Raw genomic sequence first — 17361 nt, 5'->3', positions numbered from 1 at the left:
CGACATGACTACCCAATCGACTCATTCGCTTTTCAAGCCGCTGCCAGGCGCGCAAGGTGCGGCCGCCACGCAGGTCGCCATCTGGTTCAACGACCGGCCGCTGTCCGTGCCGGCCGGCTGCTCGGTCGCGGCGGCCCTGCTTGCGGCAGGCGTATCGCGCTTTCGCGCGACGCCCGTGTCCGGCGCGCCGCGCGCGCCCTTCTGCATGATGGGCGCGTGCTTCGACTGCCTCGTCGAGATCGACGGCATGCCGAGCCGTCAGGCCTGCATGGTCGAAGTCACGGCCGGCATGCGCATCCGTTCGCAGGAAGGCGCGCGCGATCTGCCGCCCTGCGGCGCGACGGACCTCAACAACGCCTCGCTGGAGAGCGCCCATGACCGCTGATTTCGCTTCCGAAGCCGTCGATGTCGTCGTAGTCGGCGCCGGCCCAGCCGGCATGAGCGCGGCGACGCGCGCGGCGCGCGCGGGCCTCTCGACCGTGCTGATCGACGAACAGGACGCCGCGGGCGGCCAGATCTATCGCGCCATCGGCCGCGCCGACGCGCGCCGCAAGGAGATTCTCGGGCCGGACTACGCGGCGGGCGCCGCCATTGCCGAAGCGTTCGCCGCCTCGGGCGCGCGGCATCTGACCCATGCGACCGTGTGGCAGGTCACGCGCGAGCGCGGCGTCAACTATCTGAAGGACGGCAAGATCGGCAGCTTCGACGCGCAGCGCGTGATTCTCGCCAGCGGCGCGCTGGAGCGGCCCTTTCCGATTCCCGGCTGGACATTGCCCGGCGTGCTGACGGCGGGCGCGGCGCAGATCCTCTTGAAAAGCGCGGGCGAAGTGCCCGCCGCGCCGCCGGTGCTTGCGGGCTGTGGACCGCTGCTGTATCTGCTCGGCTGGCAATACGTGCGCGCCGGCGTGCCGATCCGCGCGCTCGTCGATACCACGCGTCATGAAGACCGCTGGCGCGCGAAGCGTCATATGCTGGCGGCGCTGCGCGCGTGGCCGTTCCTGAGCAAAGGCCTGCAACTGATCCGCACGCTGCGCGACGCGAAGGTGCCGATCTTCGAGGCCGCCGACGATCTGCGCGTGGAGTCGCGCATCGGCACGGATCACGTCGAGCGTGCCGCCGCGCTGCATTTCACGACGCAAGGCACCGCGCATCGTCTCGAAGCCGACGTGATCCTGCTGCATCAGGGCGTCGTGCCCAACACGCAATTCACCCAGGCGCTGCGCGCCGCGCACCGCTGGGACGACGCGCAACTGTGCTTCACCCCGAAAGTCGACGCGTGGGGCGAACTGGACGTGCCCGGCATCTTCGTCGCGGGCGATGGCGCGGGCATCGGCGGCGCGCAGGCGGCCGCCTTGCAGGGCACGCTCGCGGGTCTCGCGGCGGCCGCGCAACTCGGCGCGCTCACGGCCGAGGCGCGCGATGCCGAAGCCGTTGCGCAGCGTCGCGCGCTCGCGGGCGTCATGCGTATCCGGCCATTTCTCGACAGCCTGTATCGTCCGCGCGACATCAACCGCATTCCGCGCGATGAGACCATCGTCTGCCGTTGCGAGGAAGTCACCGCGGGCGAGTTGCGCAAATTCGTCGAGCTGGGATGCGTCGGACCGAATCAGGCCAAGTCGTTCGGACGTTGCGGCATGGGTCCGTGTCAGGGACGCATGTGCGGTCTCACGGTGACCGAAGTCATCGCCGATGCGCGCCGCGTCTCGCCCGCGGAAGTCGGCTATTACCGCATCCGTCCGCCGATCAAGCCGCTCACGCTCGGAGAACTCGCCGGTGAGTGACACGACCGACATCCAGCAGGCCGATGTCCTCGTGATCGGCGGCGGCCTGCACGGCACGAGCAGCGCGTTCCATCTGGCGCGGCGCGGCGTGAAGGTCATTGTGCTCGAAGCCGATTATGTGGCGCGTCATGCCTCGGGCGTGAACGCGGGCGGCGTACGCACGCTGGGCCGCCCGTTGCCCGAAATTCCGCTCGCGCTGATGTCGCGGGAAATCTGGCACGGCATGAGCGAGCTGCTCGGCGAGAACGGCGGCTTCGTGGCATCCGGCCAGTTGAAGATCGCCGAAACCGATGAAGAACTGGACGCGTGCCGGCAGCGCGTCGCGCTGCTCGAAGCGCATGGATTTACGCACGAGAAGGTGATCGACCGCGAGACCGTGCTCGAACTCGAACCGGCGCTCGCGCGGCATGTTACCGGCGGCATCTGGGTCGAGCACGACGGTTACGCGCTGCCTTATCGAACCACCACGGCCTTTCGGCTCGCCGCACAGCGGCTCGGCGCGCGCTTTCTGGAAGGCGCGCCGGTGCGCCGCATCGAGCAACGCGGCACGAGATGGTTCGCCGTCACGCCGCACGGCACGTTCAGCGCAAGCCAGTTGCTCGTCACCGCGGGCGCATGGTCCGGCGAGTTGGCGAGGCAGGTCGGCGAGAGCGTGCCGGTGCACCCCGAAGGTTTGATGCTGATGGTCACGCAACGCGTGGCGCCCTTCTGTCGCGCGACGCTCGGGGCAACAGGCCGGCCGTTGTCCTTCAAACAGTTCGATAACGGCACGGTGGTGATCGGCGGCAAACTGATCGGCATTGCCGATCTGGCGAATCGTCACGGCGAGGTCGATTTTGCCCGCCTCGTGCGCAGCGCGCGAACCGTGACCGATCTGTTTCCTCATTTGCGCCATCTCGGCGTGAACCGTGCGTGGGCCGGTGTCGAAGCTTTTACGGAAGATGAACTGCCAGTCATTTCCGCGAGCCGCAAGGCGGCAAATCTGTATTACTCGTTCGGCTATTGCGGCAGCGGTTTTCAGCTCGGACCGGGTTGCGGCAAGCTCGTGTCCGAGTTGATGCTGGACGGCAAGCCCTCGCTTTCGCTCGATGCGTTTGCCGTCGATCGTTTTGGCCGCGCGGCAGCGGCTTCCCCCCCTGGCGCTTCGCATCTGGTTGCGCACTAACCGATTTTTTCCGTCGCGCGCTTCAGCCGATGCGCGGACGGTTTCGTTCGCCTTTTCAAATGGAGAGATTGTCATGACCGATATCGTTCGTATCGAAACCAACCAGCGAATGAGCCGCGTCGTCAAAGCCGGCGGCCTTGTATTCGTCGGCGGCCAGACTTCAGCCGATCACACCCTCGACGTGAAACTCCAGACCGCGAAGGTGCTGGAAAAGATCGACGGCTATCTGGAGAAGGCCGGCATCGACAAAACGCGCCTCGTCTCCGCGCAAGTCTGGCTCGCGGACATCGGCCGCGATTTCGCGGGCATGAACGAAGTGTGGGATGCGTGGGTGCCGCAAGGTCACGCACCGGCCCGCGCGACGGTGCAAGCGAAGCTCGCCGCGCCCGAGTTGCTCGTCGAGATCGCGGTCGTGGCATTGGGCTGAGGGACGCGGTCAGCGCGTTTGCGCAGTGCTGATCTCGGTGTGCCGATGCCTCGCCGCCCAAGCCATGCGGTTGGCGAGCGGCCCTTCACCAGGGCACCAGCCGTCCGAGATAGTCGAGGTAATGCAAGCCCGCGCGCCCTTCATATGCCTCGATCGTATCGACGAGGTTCGGAATGCTTTCTTCGATGGTCAAGCGCGCCGTGGGACCGCCCATGTCTGTCTGGACCCATCCGGGCGCCATCAGCAGAAGGCTGCGCGGAGAGCCGGCGCTGCGCGCCGCGAAGGTGCGCATGAACATGTTCAGCGCGGCCTTGCTCCCTCTGTAGACTTCATAGTTCGCGTTAGTGGCATTGGCGATACTGCCCTGCCCCGACGACATGACACCGATCGTTCCAGTCGGCGGCACAAGGTCCTGAAACGCGTTGACGACTCTCATCGGACTCAGCGAGTTCGTTACCATCACGCGCACGAATTCCTCGGTCGACACGTCCGCTAGCGTTTCACGATCGGCGTTCACCACTCCTGCGTTCACGAAAAGCACATCTATACGACGCCCTTCGAGACGGGCGCGCAGCGCCGCGATCTGCTCTGGAATCGTGATATCGACAGTGTCTACCTCAAGCGCGCCGGCGAAGGCTTCCGCCAGATGCAGAAGCTTTTCTGTCGAAGCCGCTCGCCCGGTGGCGATGACCCGGCAGCCGCGCTTCAAAAACTCCTCGACCATCGCGAGACCAAGGCCGCGCGACGCGCCGACGAGGAGAACGGTTTTCTGCGAAGGTGTGTCTTGCATGGGCATCCTCGATAAACAAAGCCGCTCTCGAACCTGGAAGTAACGGGAGCGATGCTTTTAGGTCAATTTCAGGTCACTTTCGGGTCATTCACGCAAACCAATGTAGCGGTTCATCAGGGACGGCGGAAGCGGCACTGAATGCAACTAATATATGCGTCGGACGCCCTACCTCATCTTGCCTACTGCGATCACGCGATGCCCGAACCCGACCTCAATCTACTTTTCGCGCTCGATGCGTTGCTGACCGAGAAAAACGTCACACGTGCCGCTCGATCGTTGCATCTGAGTGCGTCCGCAATGAGCCGCACGCTGACTCGCCTTCGTGCTGCGACCGGCGATCCATTGCTGGTCCGCGCGGGGCGCAATATGGTGCTGACTCCCCATGCCGAGGAGATTCGTGAGCAAACCCACAACATCGTTCTTGAGGCGCGTTTGCTGTTGTGTCCGTCGTCGGCGGCAGCGGATTTTTCAACGCTGAGCAGAACCCTGAGAATTCGCGCCAACGAAGCTTTCGTGGAAGCCTTCGGCGCCCCATTGATTGCTGAAGTGACCGCCGTTGCACCGCTCGTGCGTTTGCACTTTTCCTCGAAAGCGGAAAAGAGTGCGGAGTATCTGCGAAATGGTTCGGCCGATCTCGAAATTGGCGTGCTGGAGGAAATGGGACCTGAAATACGCGTGCGCGCGTTGTTTCGCGACCGCTATGTCGGCGTGGTGAGAAAGGGGCATCCGCTGGAAACAGAACAGGACGTGACTATCGCGCGATACGCTGCGTTCGGCCACGTGGTCGCGCCGCACGGTCGCCAGATAATCGATGCGCTTGACGCCGCGATCGCATTGCAAGGATTGGAACGAACGACCGTGGCGGTCGTGCCGAGTTTTCCGGCCGCGTTGGCGGTGGCGCAGGCGTCCGATCTGGTCGCTCTCCTGCCCGCATCTTTCGCGAACGCGCAGCAAAGCGAGTCCCTCCACTCTTTTGAGCTTCCCGTGGCGACTGAGGGCTTGACGATTTCCCAGATGTGGCATCCCCGTTTAGAGAATGATCCGGTTCATCGTTGGTTTCGGCAGTTGGTGCTGGATGTGTGCCGTCGGAAGGTGCCGTTCTGAACGCAACCCGGGTTGCGCTCAGAACGGTGCGGCAGCGCGTTGTTCGACACGAACCCAGTTGGTCCGCGACCGACAGCCTGCGAGTAAGCGCGGCCTCAGGCAGGCTGCGCTCAAAAAAGGATCACGAGGATCACGACGAGGATGACGAAGACTCCGCGTCTCCGGCATTGCGCGCGCCGCACAGGCGCCATGCGGCCTTGGGTGCAGCAGCGCTCTCGCCGACATGGCGCCACCAGCGTTCGCCGCGATGCGGCGCGCCCAGATCCAGCCGTTCGCCCATGCGTGGCGTAGATAACGCGACACCGCGCGCGAGGGCGAGTGCCATCACCCTTTCGAACGGCTCCTGCCACTGGTGCATGGCGAGGTCGAAGGTGCCGTTGTGAATCGGCACGAGCCAACGGCCGCGCAGATCGATGTGCGTCTGCACGGTTTCTTCGGGCTGCATGTGAACGTAGGGCCACTGCGCGTCGTAGGCACCCGTCTCGACCAGCGTGACGTCGAACGGCCCGAGCCGCTCGCCGATCGTCCTGAAACCATCGAAATAGCCCGTGTCGCCGCTGAAGAACACGCGCAGATCATCGTCGACGATCGCCCACGACGCCCATAACGTGCTGTTGCCGTCGAACAGGCTGCGGCCGGAAAAGTGCTGCGCGGGCGCAGCGGTGAATTGCACGCCGTCTACCTCGGCGCCCTGCCACCAGTCGAACTGCCGCACCTTCGCGGCATCGATGCCCCATTCGATCAACCGGTCGCCGACGCCGAGCGGCGTCAGAAACACGCCGGTCGTCTCGGCGAGCGCGAGCACCGTTTCACGGTCCAGGTGGTCGTAGTGATCGTGCGACAGGATCACGCCGCGCAACGGCGGCAAATCGGCGAGCGCGATCGGCGGCGCATGGAAACGCTTCGGGCCGAGATGCCGGAACGGCGAGGCTCGTTCGGCGAACACCGGATCGGTCAGCCAGAACTGGCCGCGCAGCTTTAGCAGCATCGTCGAATGGCCGAGCCGGTAGAGGCTGCGGTCGGGCGCCGCATCGAGCTGCGCGCGCGTCAGCGCGTCGACGGGCAAAGCCTCGGCCGGCACGGTGCCGCTCGGCTTGTTGAGCAACACGTTCCACACAATGCCGAGCGTCTTGCGCAGGCCTTCAGTGGGACGCGGCTTGACGTTGCGAAAGCGTTCGCCGTCATGCTGCGGCGAGGTGCTGGACAACGCGCGACCGCGACGCGCGGCGGTCAAGCCGAGCACGCGGCTCACAAGAGCGGGAAGCGACGTCATGAGGTAGGCCGTCCATAGAAAAATGTACACTCGGCAGTGTAGTTTATTTTCGAGAAAAGTAAACTGCCCGGTGTAAAATCTATCGATGGATCCAAGCACCACTCACCAACGCCTGACCGACCGCAAGCGCGTCGCCATCGTCGACGCCGCGATCGAGGAATTCCTCGCGGCCGGTTACGACGCGACCAGCATGGACCGTATCGCCGCCCGCGCGAACGTCTCGAAACGTACGGTCTACAACCATTTCCCAAGCAAGGAAGCGCTGTTCGCGGCGATCCTCCATCAGTTGTGGGACGCGAGCCAGAGTAGCGACGCGCCCGCGTACAGCGCCGAGCAGCCATTGCGCGCGCAGTTGCTCGACCTGTTGGGCCGCAAGCTGCGACTGCTGAACGACGAGTCTTTCCTGGCGCTGGCACGCGTGGCGATCGCGGCGGGCATCCATTCGGCGGAGCGAGCGCGAGACATGGTCGCCCGACTCGGCGAACGCGAGGAAGACCTGACCGTGTGGATCCGGGCGGCCGCCGCCGACGGCCGTCTCAAGACCGACGATCCGCTGTTCGCGGCGCTGCAGCTGCAGGCGCTGGTGAAGGCCTTCGCCTTCTGGCCGCAGGTGACGATGGGCCAGGCGCCGCTTAGCGAACGCGAGCAAAAGCAGGTCGCTGAATCGGCCGCTGACATGTTCCTCGCACGCTATGCATGAGCGGACCGCCGCGCCGCTTTCGTGGACATAGGGTTGGCCAAACGGCTTGTTCGAGCGTCTACAATCGACGTTTTCGACTCGTTCACATTGCGCCGATGCCCCAAAAGATCGACTACCTCAACCCCGCCCTGCCAGCCGGCCTGCGGCGCGTATCGATGCCCGTGGTCGACGCGACACCGGCAACGCTCGACGGATTTGGCCGGCTCGTGACGGACCCGAGCGAGTGCCCGATCGAGATCGTGCAGTGGCCGGCGGCGGGCTCGCGGCCCATCGACCCGGGAACCGGCGATGAGGCCGGCACCACCGAAGGCACGTTCGTGAGCGAATGGCGCGGGGACATTCTCTATGGCCGCAACGAGGCGGTGGGCGGTCACTACGTTCTTGCGTACGCAACCGAGCCTGAAGCCGCCCGCGACGACAACGTCCGCAAACCGGAACGGATGCTGCTGTGGCACGCGAACTATCACCCGGACGGCGGCCAACTGTTCTTTCCGCTCGACCATCGCCCGTTCTACGTTCCCCTGGCCTTGCCCGGCGACGACATCGCACCGGAGAAGTTCGTGTGCTTCCGCTTCGACGGAAAGCAAGGGCTCTACATTCATCCGAACATCTGGCACGAAGGGGTGTTTACTCTCGAAGGGACGCAGCGGTTCTTCGACAAGCAGGGCGCGGTCCACGCGCGGGTCTCTGTCGACTTTGCCCGTGAGTTCGGCTGTCTTCTCGAAGCGCCGATCGATCTGTAGCAATACGAAGCGGAGGCGCTCGAATACGCGCTGCAGATGTAGAAAAGGCCACGTTCCTTTTGAGAACGTGGCCTTATTTCTTTGGTGCGTGAGGCCGGACTCGAACCGGCACACCATTTCTGGCGTCAGGACCTAAACCTGGTGCGTCTACCAATTTCGCCACTCACGCGAATTTTTACCGCAGGCAAGACCGCTACGGTTTCGCACGCGATACAACTCGCCGCAATACCAGCAACAGCCTTTATTCTACGCGGGTTCCAACGGTTTCAGCCCTGCCGCTGTCCAGTGGAACGTCAGGCCTGAAACAGGTGCGGGCACCTGTTTCGCCGCCCGCGTAGGCAGGCATGACACGATGCATCTGCCTGTTGTCCCGCGTGCCGTCAGCCGCGCCAAAAAACACGCGCCCGAAAGCGTAAGCGCGAGATTCTAACCGATTGATTCGCGCTTGTCTGCATCTGCCCGGCATCTGTCCGGGCGGCACCGATGCTACAATTTTTGGCTCGATGCACGCACGGCGTGCTCCCTCTTCGCCTGCCCTTCCCCACATTCCCAATCCCGTGAATTTCGACGAATATTGCCAGCAGAAAGCGGCGCCCCCAGGATCGAGTACTTACTACGCGCTTCGGCAGGCGCCCGCAGCGAGCCAGCCGCTGTTGACCGCGCTGTTCGCGCTGCGCCGCGAGTTCGAGGAAACGGTCAAGGAGACCAGCGATCCGGCCATCGGCCGCACGAAACTCGCGTGGTGGCAAAACGAACTTGCCGCGCTGGCTGCGGGCACGCCGTCGCATCCGGTGTCCAAGGCGCTGGCCGCCTATCTGCCCGATGTAAAGGCCGAATACCCGATGCTGCAGGCGTTGCTCGCCGGCTTCGAGATGGATCTCGACCAGGCGCGCTACCTCGACTATCCGAATCTGCGGCGCTATGTGCAAGGCGTCGGCGGCACGTTTGCGTCGCTGGTCGCGCGCGCCACGGCGAAAGATGCCGCGCAGGCGTCGACCTGGTCCGCGGCGCTCGGCGAGGCGCTGCTGCTCGCGCAGTTCGTGGTCGAAACAGGCAATGACGCGCGCCACGGTCGCATCTATATTCCCATCGACGAAATGCAGCGCTTCAATGTGACCGCCGCGGATCTGATCAATCGAAAATATAGCGACGCGTTCACCGAGTTAATGCGCTTCGAGACCAAACGCGCCCGCGACGCGCTGCAGACCGCGCTCGGCGCCGTGCCCGCCGGCGAGCGCCGCACACAGCGCACGCTCGTCGCGCAAGCTGCATTGGCGTTGGCCTTGCTGGATGAAATCGAACGTGACGGCTATCACGTTCTGCATCAGCGCATCGCGTTGACGCCGATTCGCAAGCTTTGGATCGCGTGGCGCGCGAAGTGAACTGCGCTACTGGCGTGTCGGCCTTACGCGAGGCGCGTTCCGCACGTCGTCATGCGCGTAACAACGGCAGCGGTTCGAACCGCTGCTGCAGGATCGCCGACGCGTCGAGTCCCCACCAAGGCCCAAGCACGGTGGCATAAAGCTGCCGGAAATCGACGCCGACCGGCAAGTTGCCATTGCCGTCGAGCCGCGCCAGCACCGGCGGCACGCCATACAGGCCGCCGCGCACGCGTCCGCCGATGACAAAATGCGGCGCCACGGTGCCGTGGTCGGTGCCGTTGCTCTGATTCTCACGCGCACGCCGGCCGAACTCTGCATAGGTCATCACCAACGTATCGTCCCAGCGGCCGAGTTCGACGAGCGCCGACTTCATCGACATCAATCCTTCCGCGAGCTGCTTGAGCAGCGCCGCCTGCTGACCGGGCTGATTCTGATGCGTGTCGAAACCGTTCAGCGTGAGGCGGATCACCGCGACGCCGGGGCCTCGCTGCGGCCGTCCTTGCTGCGTGTTGCGCGAAGACGCGTCTTTTGGCGCTTCGCCCGCTGCCAGCACCTGCATCGCCGTTCTGATCGAATTGCCGAACGCGCCGCCCGGAAACACGGTCTTCAACGGCGCCTGACCTTGCGCGGGACGCAGCCTCTCGGCGGCTTTCACGATATCGTTCTCGACGTCGAGAATGTGCGCCAACTCAGGATTGCGCTCGTGCAGCGACACGGGTGTAGCCAGCCGCGAAGCCTTGACGAACTGCGCCGGATTGACCAGCGCGATCGCGCGCGCGCCGTTCGCGAGCGGCCCCATCTCCGCGCTGCCGATCACCACACCGTCGGCGGCGAAACCCGCGGGCACCGGCGTCTGCGCAAACGCGCGCGTCAGCCACCCCTCGCGCAGATACTGGTCGGAACGCGACGCGGTATCCCAGATCTCGATCGAGCGGAAGTGTGACAGGTTCGGTTGCGCATAGCTCACGCCCTGCACGATCGCCAGTTGCTGGTCACGCCACAGCGGCATCAACGCCTGCAAGGACGGATGCAGCGCGGTGCGCTCGTCGAGTTGAATGGCTTGCTCGCGTTTGATGCCGATGTTCTTGCGCAACTGGTAGTACGTGGGATCGGCAAACGGAATCACGGTATTCAAGCCGTCGTTGCCGCCCTTCAGTTCGACGAGAATCAAGAGGTTGTCGTAGCCGCGTGCCGAAGACGCGCCCGGCGCCGCCATCGGCGCGCCGAATGCGCGGGGCAGCCAGAGTGCCGCGCTCGCGGCCGCACTTATCGAGAGAAAGCTGCGTCGTTTCATTCTGCACCTCGTTCGATCGCCGCGGCGCGAGTGGTATCGCCGCCGACAGACGTGTTCTTTTTAGCTGCGTGGCGCGTGCTTATTTCAGCGGCTCACTTCAATTGATACGCCGGGTCCATCAGCAATGCCTCCAGATACGCACTCGCGGTCGAACCGGTTTCGATCGCGTCGACCGGCGTGAGCGGCAGGACCGCATGCTGCAGTTGCAATTCGGCCGACAACCCGGGGCTCGCGGTCGGCGCGGTGTTGTAGTGCGCGAGCCATGTCTCGATGTCGAAGCGTACGCCACCTTTGCCGCCTTGGCCGCGTTGAGCGGCTCGCGTCGTCGTGCGTTGCAGCGTGGGAGCCGTCCGCACCCCGGGTGTCGTGCCACTTGCCGCGACGTTTGCGTTCATAGGATTGGTCATGCGCCGCGGACCGGCGGCCTCGGTCGCGCGAAACAGTTGCTCGACGAATTGCTTGCGGGCGAGCAGCGTGGAACTGTTGATCCATGTCGTGCCGCCCGGCCATCCTTTGACGTTCGGCGGATAGAACAGGTTCTCGCCGAGCGTGCGGATTTGCGAGGCAAACGGCGCGGTGTTGTCATAACCGATGTCGAACGCACGCAGCGTGCCGACCACGAACTCCGCCGGCGACTTCACGAGGACGCCGCGATTGCCGTCGTCCCAGAACGCGTCGCTCAGGAAGATGCCGCGCAACGCGACCTTGATATCGTAGTGGCTTGCGCGAAAGCGCGCCGCAATCGGTTCGATGCGCGCAAGGTCCGGCGTATCCGAAACGAACTCGCGCCACAGCTTGCTCGTCACGAAGGTGGCCGTTTCCGGCCGCGCGAGCAGAATATCGAGCACCTGATCGCCGTCGAACGCCCCTGTCTCGCCGAGCACCGTCTTCTCGCCGTCGTCGTGCTGATTGGCGCGCCACACATAGGCCTGCGTGTCCGGATCGAGGCTCCAACCCGTATATGCGCGCGCGGCCTCCGACACGTCGCGCTGCGTGTAATGCCCTTCGCCGAGCGTGAACAGCTCCATCACTTCACGGGCGAAATTTTCGTTGGGCTTGCCCTTGCGATTGCTTGCGCCGTCGAGGTATTGGAGCATCGCCGGATCTTTCGCAATGTCGTGCAATAGCTCGCCGAAGTTGCCGAGCGCATCGCGCCGCAACAGCATGTTCTGCAGCGCCATCTGCTGCGGATACGGGACCTTGTCCTGACCCGAGGTGAAGTGGTTATGCCAGAACAGCGTCATGCGCTCGGTGAGCGGCGACGGCGTGGTCAACATCTCGCGCACCCACCACGCGCGTAATAATTCGTAACGCTGCGCGCGCAGTCGCTGCTCGTCGCGCCGTTGATCGTCGGTCCACGTCTTCTTCGTCTCGCGAGTCGGAATCGGTTCGAGCACCCAGTCGGGCAGCGGCGTGACTGCCTCGGTCCGCGCGCTTGCGAGTACTTTATCGACGGCCTGCGCTCGCGTGAGTCCAACGTATTGCGCGAGCTCGGCGCTATCCGGCGCGAAGCCCACGCGCGTCAGGAAGAAGCGTGCATCGTCGCCATCGAGGATGCTCTGTTCACGCTCCGAAGCGGCATGCTCATCGGCGGTCGGCGCAGCGTGCCTGGCGTGCGGAACATGAGCCGTGCCCAGTTGCACGGCGGCGGCGGGCCCACACCACGTCACCACCGCCAGGGCAATCGCCGATGCTACAAACTTGCGGCCACAACTACCACGCGTGTGCAATTTAATCATCGGTCATCAAGGTTGGCGCGATCTGATGGAAGGGGCATTGGCGCGTGCCGTGATTGCATCGTGCGCTTCGCTCTGACGACTTAACGGCAGATTGAACGGGGACGTGGACAGGAGAAGTGCAACGAATTCTTTCACGCAGGCGGGAAACGTGAAACGCGTGCCGGGGGGCTGGCACGATAATAGCTACCGCTTATAGAGTTCGCGGACGGCGTCTTCGATATGCTGCCGCAACAGACGCCGTTCGTCGGGTGTCATATGGCCGTCGCGACGACGTTGATCAAGATCGGGGGGAACTGCGGTGCGCAACATGACGTCTGATGCGGGGTGGTCGGTGTTCGGGTCGTGGCGGTTGGCCTTGCCCTGCCTGGGCGCGCGCGCGCCGCGCTCGCTCGCAACTCTGTCGGCGGAAGGCTGGGCATGGGCGAGCGTTGGTCCTAGTGAGCCTGCAAGCGTACCGGCTACCGCCAGTGCAATCACGCTGAGGCGCACATTCGGCCAAACCCCTCCCTTCATGTTGTTCCCTTCGTGGCGCGGCAACCGGCTACCTCAAATGCGTATACAAACCCCGGTAACGAGCCGGGTGCGAGAGTTTTAGTCGTGTGAAGTATCCACCGAACAGCCGCATTCAGTAAAGGAGTCTACCTGCCCCCGCTTTACGTCGTGCCACAGTGCGGGTAAATTTTGTAACTGACTGTAACCCGTTAAATGATGCAAACGCGCACCACTTTCTAATCGCGCTAAGATGCCGACCATGGAAACCAAAAACCCTTCGAAAATCCTCGTCGTCGATGACGATCCACGCCTGCGCGATCTGCTGCGCCGCTACCTCGGTGAACAGGGCTTCAACGTCTATGTCGCCGAGAACGCGCCGTCCATGAACAAGCTCTGGGTGCGTGAGCGCTTCGATCTGTTGGTGCTCGATCTGATGCTGCCGGGCGAAGACGGTTTGTCGATCTGCCGCCGCCTGCGCGGCAGCAATGACCGTACGCCGATCATCATGCTGACGGCCAAGGGTGAAGACGTCGACCGGATCGTCGGTCTGGAAATGGGCGCCGACGACTATCTGCCCAAGCCGTTCAACCCGCGCGAACTGGTCGCGCGCATCCACGCGGTGCTGCGCCGCCAGTCGCCGTCGGAGTTGCCGGGCGCACCGTCCGAAACGACCGAGGTGTTCGAGTTCGGCGAGTTCGCGTTGAATCTCGCCACCCGCACGCTCACCAAGGCCGGCCAGGAAATTCCGCTGACCACGGGCGAGTTCTCGGTGCTCAAGGTGTTCGCGCGTCATCCGCGCCAGCCGCTGTCGCGTGAAAAGCTGATGGAACTCGCGCGCGGCCGTGAGTACGAAGTGTTCGACCGCAGTCTGGACGTGCAGATCTCGCGTCTGCGCAAGCTGATCGAACCCGATCCGGGCAGCCCGCGTTTCATCCAGACCGTCTGGGGTCTGGGCTACGTGTTCATCCCCGACGGTGCAGCCTGAGTTTGTTCTCACCTCCAGTTTTTGATTTCAGATAAGAAGGGCCCATGCGGATCGACCGGCGCCTCCTGACGCTCGCGTTCGGCGGCCTTTTCTGGCGGACCTTTCTGTTGATCGCGCTGTTGATCGCAGTCAGTCTCGCCGCGTGGTTCCAGAGCTTCCGGGTGATCGAACGCGAGCCGCGCGCGCAGCGCGTGGCGTTGCAGCTCGTCGCCATCGTGAAGCTCACGCGCACCGCACTCCTCTATTCCGATCCCGACCTGCGGCGCGCCCTGCTGCAGGATCTGGAAAGCAATGAAGGGGTGCGCGTGTACCCGCGCGAAACCACCGACAAGTACAAGCTCCAGCCCGACGAGTCGCTGAACCGGCTGATCGAACACGACATTCGCGGCCGTCTCGGCGACGACACCGTCATCGCGCAAAGCGTGAACGACATCCCCGGCGTGTGGATCAGCTTCAAGATCGACGACGACGACTACTGGGTCGCGCTCGACCGCGATCAGCTCGACAACGCCACCGGTTTGCAATGGGCCGGCTGGGGCGTGTTCGCGCTGGCGCTCTCGTTGTTCGGCGCGGCCTTCATCACGAGTCTCGTGAACCGTCCGTTCGCGCGCCTCGCCATGGCCGCGCGCAAGGTGGGCTCAGGCCAGTCGCCCGAGCCGCTGCCCGAGCGCGGCATGGGCGTGGCCGCGGAAACCAATCGCAGTTTCAACCAGATGGTGCAGGATCTCGAACAGCTCGAGGCCGACCGCGCGCTGATGCTCGCGGGCATCTCGCACGATCTGCGCACGCCGCTCGCGCGGCTGCGGCTCGAAACCGAAATGAGCCCGTCCGATCAGGCCACCAAAGACGCGATGGTCGACGACATCGAGCAGATGGACATGATCATCGGCCGGTTCCTCGATTACGCACGCCCGGTACAGCGCGTGCCGGAGCCTGTCGACCTGTCCGTGATCGCGGGCGAGTTGGCCGCGCGCATGCAGAGCGAAGACAGCATGCGCCTGATCACGCGGCTCGCGCCGTCGGCGGTGATCGAAGCGGATGAGACCGACATGCGCCGGGTAGTCGGCAATCTGCTGGAAAACGCGCGCAAGTATGGCCTGAGCGATGGCGACGGCATTCCGCACGTGATTCTGGAAACGCGAGTGTCGCACTCGCGGGTCGAGCTCTCGGTGGTCGACGAAGGCCCGGGCATTCCGGAAGACCAGCTGGCGCTCGTCACACGGCCGTTCTATCGTGTGAATTCGGCGCGCACCCAGGCGAACGGCACAGGCCTTGGCATGGCCATCGTCCAGCGCCTCGTGAGCCGTTACCGCGGCGCGCTGCGCCTGCGCAATCGCACGCCTGGACCGGGTCTCGAGGTCACCATCGAATTTCCGCTTGCCAAAGGCGTCTGAACGCAACCGCGATCATCCGGCCTTCGCGCGAGTGTGCCGGGTCAACGGCTATCGATCGAATCACCCATGAGAGGCGAGGCAGATAACGTATAACGGGCTCGTTGCGACGAGTTGGTCGCTTGAACCATGCTGGTTTCCGACGCACGAAGGAGCACTCTCATGAAAACTGTCGGCGATAAAGTTGAAGCGTTCACCGTCACGGCCGCGAAGCCGGGCTTCAACCATCATGAAGAGAACGGCATTTCGGCATTCGAAGACATCACGGAGCAGTCGTTTCCGGGCAAATGGAAGATCATCTATTTCTACCCGAAGGATTTCTCGTTCCTGTGTCCGACGGAGATCGTCGAGTTCGGCAAGCTGGCGAGGGATTTTGAAGACCGCGACGCGGTGTTGATGGGCGGCAGCGTCGACAATGAATTCGTGAAGCTGGCATGGCGCCGTGAGCTCAAGGACCTGAACAAGCTCAATCACTATGCCTTCGGCGACGTGAAGGGCGAGCTGATCGACCAGCTCGGTGTGCGCGACCAGGAAGCGGGTGTCGCGTTGCGCGCCACCTTTATCATCGATCCGGACAACACGATCCAGCATGTGTCGGTGAACAACCTGAACGTGGGCCGCAATCCGGAAGAAGTGCTGCGGATTCTGGACGCCCTGCAAACGGACGAGCAGTGTGCCTGCAACCGCCCGATCGGCGGCGCCACGCTCTGAGCGGTGCCCGTCAAAAGGCTCCGTCTGGCTTGAATGCGCGCGGCGCGACGAAACTCCCGCCGCAGCGCGCGTCTTGTGAAGCCAGGCTCAGTTCTTGATCAGCAGAACCGCGGCCTGAGCTTCGATACCCTCGCCTCGGCCGAGATAACCGAGCTTCTCATTGGTCTTGGCTTTGACGTTGACGCGCTCGACCGGCAGTCCGAGATCGGCGGCGATATTGGCGCGCATGCCCTCGATATGCGGCGCGAGCTTCGGCGCCTGCGCGACCACGCTGCTATCCACATTGGCGATGGAAAAACCCGCCGCTTTCACGCGCGCGAAACATTCACGCAGCAACACGCGGCTGTCCGCGCCGGCGAACTTCGCGTCGGTGTCGGAAAAATGGCGGCCGATATCGCCCATCGCGGCGGCGCCGAAAATGGCGTCGGTGATGGCGTGCAGCAGCACATCCGCGTCCGAATGGCCGAGCAGGCCGCGCTCATACGGAATCGTCACGCCGCCGATAATCAACGGACGCCCCGGCACCAGCGCATGCACGTCATACCCTTGCCCAATTCTGAAATCCATATGCGTCAAGTCCTCAAGCCCGCTAATTGAAATTGAAATCGTCCAGTCAGGACGCAGCCGCCGGCCGGCTCAGAATCGCCTCGGCCAGATCGAAGTCTTCCGGATACGTCACCTTGAAGTTGCGCAAGCTGCCCTGCACCAGCTTCGGCGCGTGGCCCAGCCACTCGATCGCGCTCGCTTCGTCCGTCAGGTCGTGCCCGTCGGCCTGCGCGCGCAGGATCGCCTCGCGCAGCATGCCGATGCGGAACATCTGCGGCGTCTGCGCCTGCCACAAGCCGTCGCGCGCCTCGGTGCGGGCGATCCGGCCGTCGGATGACGTCGCGTCGATCCGCTTCAACGTGTCAGCCACCGGCAAGGCCATGATGCCGCCCACCGGGTCGTCCTTCAGCGCGCCGATCAGCGTGCGGATCAGCGCGGGCGTGATGCCGGGGCGCGCCGCGTCGTGCACCAGCACCCAGTCGTCGTCACGCGCGCCGAACTCGGCGAGCGCATGCAAGCCGTTGAGCACCGACGCCTGACGCGAGGCTCCGCCGCTGCGGCGCACGGCAAAACGCAAGCCGCCGAAGCGGCGGCCGTCGAAGTGAGCGTCGTCCGGAGCGATCACCACGAGAGTTTGCGCAAACTCGCTGCAGGCGTCGAACGCCGCCAGCGAGTAATGCAACATGTCGCGGCCGGCGACAGTGCGATATTGTTTGGGCATCGCGGCGCCGGAACGGCTGCCGGTGCCAGCGCACGGAATCAGGGCAAATAGACGGGAAGTCACGAGTGCGGATGCCGCGAAGTCAAAGTGAAGGACGGATTTTATAATAGGTCCTTC

Annotated in this window: 18 protein-coding genes and 1 tRNA gene; 11 read left to right on the top strand and 8 right to left on the bottom strand. The window is 64.0% G+C overall.

Translation table 11 applies throughout. The features are described from left to right. Window positions 1-4: 4 nt before the first annotated feature. The 4 genes from BPHYT_RS09380 to BPHYT_RS09365 all read left to right on the top strand — a co-directional run bounded on the left by BPHYT_RS09380 (window position 5) and on the right by BPHYT_RS09365 (window position 3373). Window positions 5-385 (top strand): (2Fe-2S)-binding protein, encoded by a 381-nt coding sequence (locus tag BPHYT_RS09380; RefSeq protein ID WP_012432902.1) that lies wholly within the window; start codon window positions 5-7, stop codon window positions 383-385. Beyond that, window positions 375-1781 (top strand): FAD/NAD(P)-dependent oxidoreductase, encoded by a 1407-nt coding sequence (locus BPHYT_RS09375; RefSeq protein ID WP_012432901.1) that lies wholly within the window; start codon window positions 375-377, stop codon window positions 1779-1781. The genes BPHYT_RS09380 and BPHYT_RS09375 overlap by 11 nt, the downstream gene beginning before the upstream one ends. Further along, entirely contained in the window at window positions 1774-2946 is a 1173-nt protein-coding gene (locus BPHYT_RS09370; protein ID WP_012432900.1) for an NAD(P)/FAD-dependent oxidoreductase, read from the top strand. Before BPHYT_RS09375 ends, BPHYT_RS09370 begins: the two co-directional genes overlap by 8 nt. Window positions 2947-3019: 73 nt before the next feature. Continuing rightward, complete coding sequence (locus BPHYT_RS09365; RefSeq protein WP_012432899.1) at window positions 3020-3373, top strand: RidA family protein; 354 nt, start codon at window positions 3020-3022, stop codon at window positions 3371-3373. Between the two features lie 85 nt (window positions 3374-3458). Here the strand turns inward: BPHYT_RS09365 and BPHYT_RS09360 are convergent, their stop codons facing one another. Then, window positions 3459-4163, bottom strand: a complete 705-nt coding sequence (locus tag BPHYT_RS09360; RefSeq protein WP_012432898.1) for an SDR family NAD(P)-dependent oxidoreductase — start codon at window positions 4161-4163, stop codon at window positions 3459-3461. 195 nt (window positions 4164-4358) lie between these two features. On the opposite strand from BPHYT_RS09360, the gene BPHYT_RS09355 reads away from it, so the two are divergent. Next, entirely contained in the window at window positions 4359-5267 is a 909-nt protein-coding gene (locus BPHYT_RS09355; protein WP_041758406.1) for a LysR family transcriptional regulator, read from the top strand. 130 nt (window positions 5268-5397) lie between these two features. On the opposite strand, the gene BPHYT_RS09350 is transcribed toward BPHYT_RS09355, so the two are convergent. After that, window positions 5398-6540 (bottom strand): MBL fold metallo-hydrolase, encoded by a 1143-nt coding sequence (locus BPHYT_RS09350; protein WP_012432896.1) that lies wholly within the window; start codon window positions 6538-6540, stop codon window positions 5398-5400. Between the two features lie 85 nt (window positions 6541-6625). Here BPHYT_RS09350 and BPHYT_RS09345 point away from each other — a divergent pair, with 85 nt between their 5' ends. Both BPHYT_RS09345 and BPHYT_RS09340 read left to right on the top strand, forming a co-directional pair. Next, window positions 6626-7240 (top strand): TetR/AcrR family transcriptional regulator, encoded by a 615-nt coding sequence (locus tag BPHYT_RS09345; RefSeq protein WP_012432895.1) that lies wholly within the window; start codon window positions 6626-6628, stop codon window positions 7238-7240. A 95-nt stretch (window positions 7241-7335) separates the two neighbouring features. Then, window positions 7336-7983, top strand: coding sequence for an ureidoglycolate lyase (locus BPHYT_RS09340; RefSeq protein ID WP_012432894.1), 648 nt, complete (start codon window positions 7336-7338; stop codon window positions 7981-7983). A gap of 82 nt (window positions 7984-8065) precedes the next feature. Here BPHYT_RS09340 and BPHYT_RS09335 read toward each other — a convergent pair. After that, window positions 8066-8152, bottom strand: a tRNA-Leu gene (locus BPHYT_RS09335). A 388-nt stretch (window positions 8153-8540) separates the two neighbouring features. Between BPHYT_RS09335 and BPHYT_RS09330 the strand changes: the two genes are divergently transcribed. Beyond that, complete coding sequence (locus BPHYT_RS09330) at window positions 8541-9365, top strand: squalene/phytoene synthase family protein (RefSeq protein ID WP_041758404.1); 825 nt, start codon at window positions 8541-8543, stop codon at window positions 9363-9365. Window positions 9366-9414: 49 nt separating this feature from the next. On the opposite strand, the gene BPHYT_RS09325 is transcribed toward BPHYT_RS09330, so the two are convergent. From BPHYT_RS09325 to BPHYT_RS39075, 3 genes are all read right to left on the bottom strand, one after another. Next, the gene (locus tag BPHYT_RS09325) at window positions 9415-10659 is read right to left on the bottom strand and encodes a DUF1501 domain-containing protein (RefSeq protein ID WP_012432892.1); all 1245 of its coding nucleotides are present in this window, start codon (window positions 10657-10659) and stop codon (window positions 9415-9417) included. Window positions 10660-10751: 92 nt separating this feature from the next. Next, a complete protein-coding gene (locus BPHYT_RS09320; RefSeq protein WP_012432891.1) occupies window positions 10752-12398 on the bottom strand; it encodes a DUF1800 domain-containing protein in 1647 nt (548 codons plus the stop codon). A gap of 183 nt (window positions 12399-12581) precedes the next feature. Beyond that, the gene (locus tag BPHYT_RS39075; RefSeq protein WP_012432890.1) at window positions 12582-12911 is read right to left on the bottom strand and encodes a hypothetical protein; all 330 of its coding nucleotides are present in this window, start codon (window positions 12909-12911) and stop codon (window positions 12582-12584) included. A gap of 229 nt (window positions 12912-13140) precedes the next feature. Here BPHYT_RS39075 and ompR point away from each other — a divergent pair, with 229 nt between their 5' ends. The 3 genes from ompR to BPHYT_RS09305 all read left to right on the top strand — a co-directional run bounded on the left by ompR (window position 13141) and on the right by BPHYT_RS09305 (window position 15977). Continuing rightward, window positions 13141-13875: an osmolarity response regulator transcription factor OmpR gene (gene ompR / locus BPHYT_RS09315; RefSeq protein ID WP_006048917.1), complete on the top strand. Its 735-nt coding sequence runs from the start codon at window positions 13141-13143 to the stop codon at window positions 13873-13875. A 44-nt stretch (window positions 13876-13919) separates the two neighbouring features. Next, entirely contained in the window at window positions 13920-15269 is a 1350-nt protein-coding gene (locus BPHYT_RS09310) for an ATP-binding protein (protein WP_012432889.1), read from the top strand. A 159-nt stretch (window positions 15270-15428) separates the two neighbouring features. Further along, window positions 15429-15977 (top strand): peroxiredoxin, encoded by a 549-nt coding sequence (locus BPHYT_RS09305; RefSeq protein ID WP_012432888.1) that lies wholly within the window; start codon window positions 15429-15431, stop codon window positions 15975-15977. Window positions 15978-16064: 87 nt separating this feature from the next. Here the strand turns inward: BPHYT_RS09305 and ispF are convergent, their stop codons facing one another. Next, window positions 16065-16544: a 2-C-methyl-D-erythritol 2,4-cyclodiphosphate synthase gene (ispF, locus tag BPHYT_RS09300; protein WP_012432887.1), complete on the bottom strand. Its 480-nt coding sequence runs from the start codon at window positions 16542-16544 to the stop codon at window positions 16065-16067. A 46-nt stretch (window positions 16545-16590) separates the two neighbouring features. Beyond that, a complete protein-coding gene (ispD, locus tag BPHYT_RS09295) occupies window positions 16591-17307 on the bottom strand; it encodes a 2-C-methyl-D-erythritol 4-phosphate cytidylyltransferase (protein ID WP_012432886.1) in 717 nt (238 codons plus the stop codon). Between the last annotated feature and the right edge of the window lie 54 nt (window positions 17308-17361).

Source organism: Paraburkholderia phytofirmans PsJN (genome assembly GCF_000020125.1).
Taxonomy (GTDB): domain Bacteria; phylum Pseudomonadota; class Gammaproteobacteria; order Burkholderiales; family Burkholderiaceae; genus Paraburkholderia; species Paraburkholderia phytofirmans.
The sequence above is the reverse complement of the archived record's forward strand: the minus strand, read 5'-3'. Positions and strand labels throughout refer to the sequence as shown.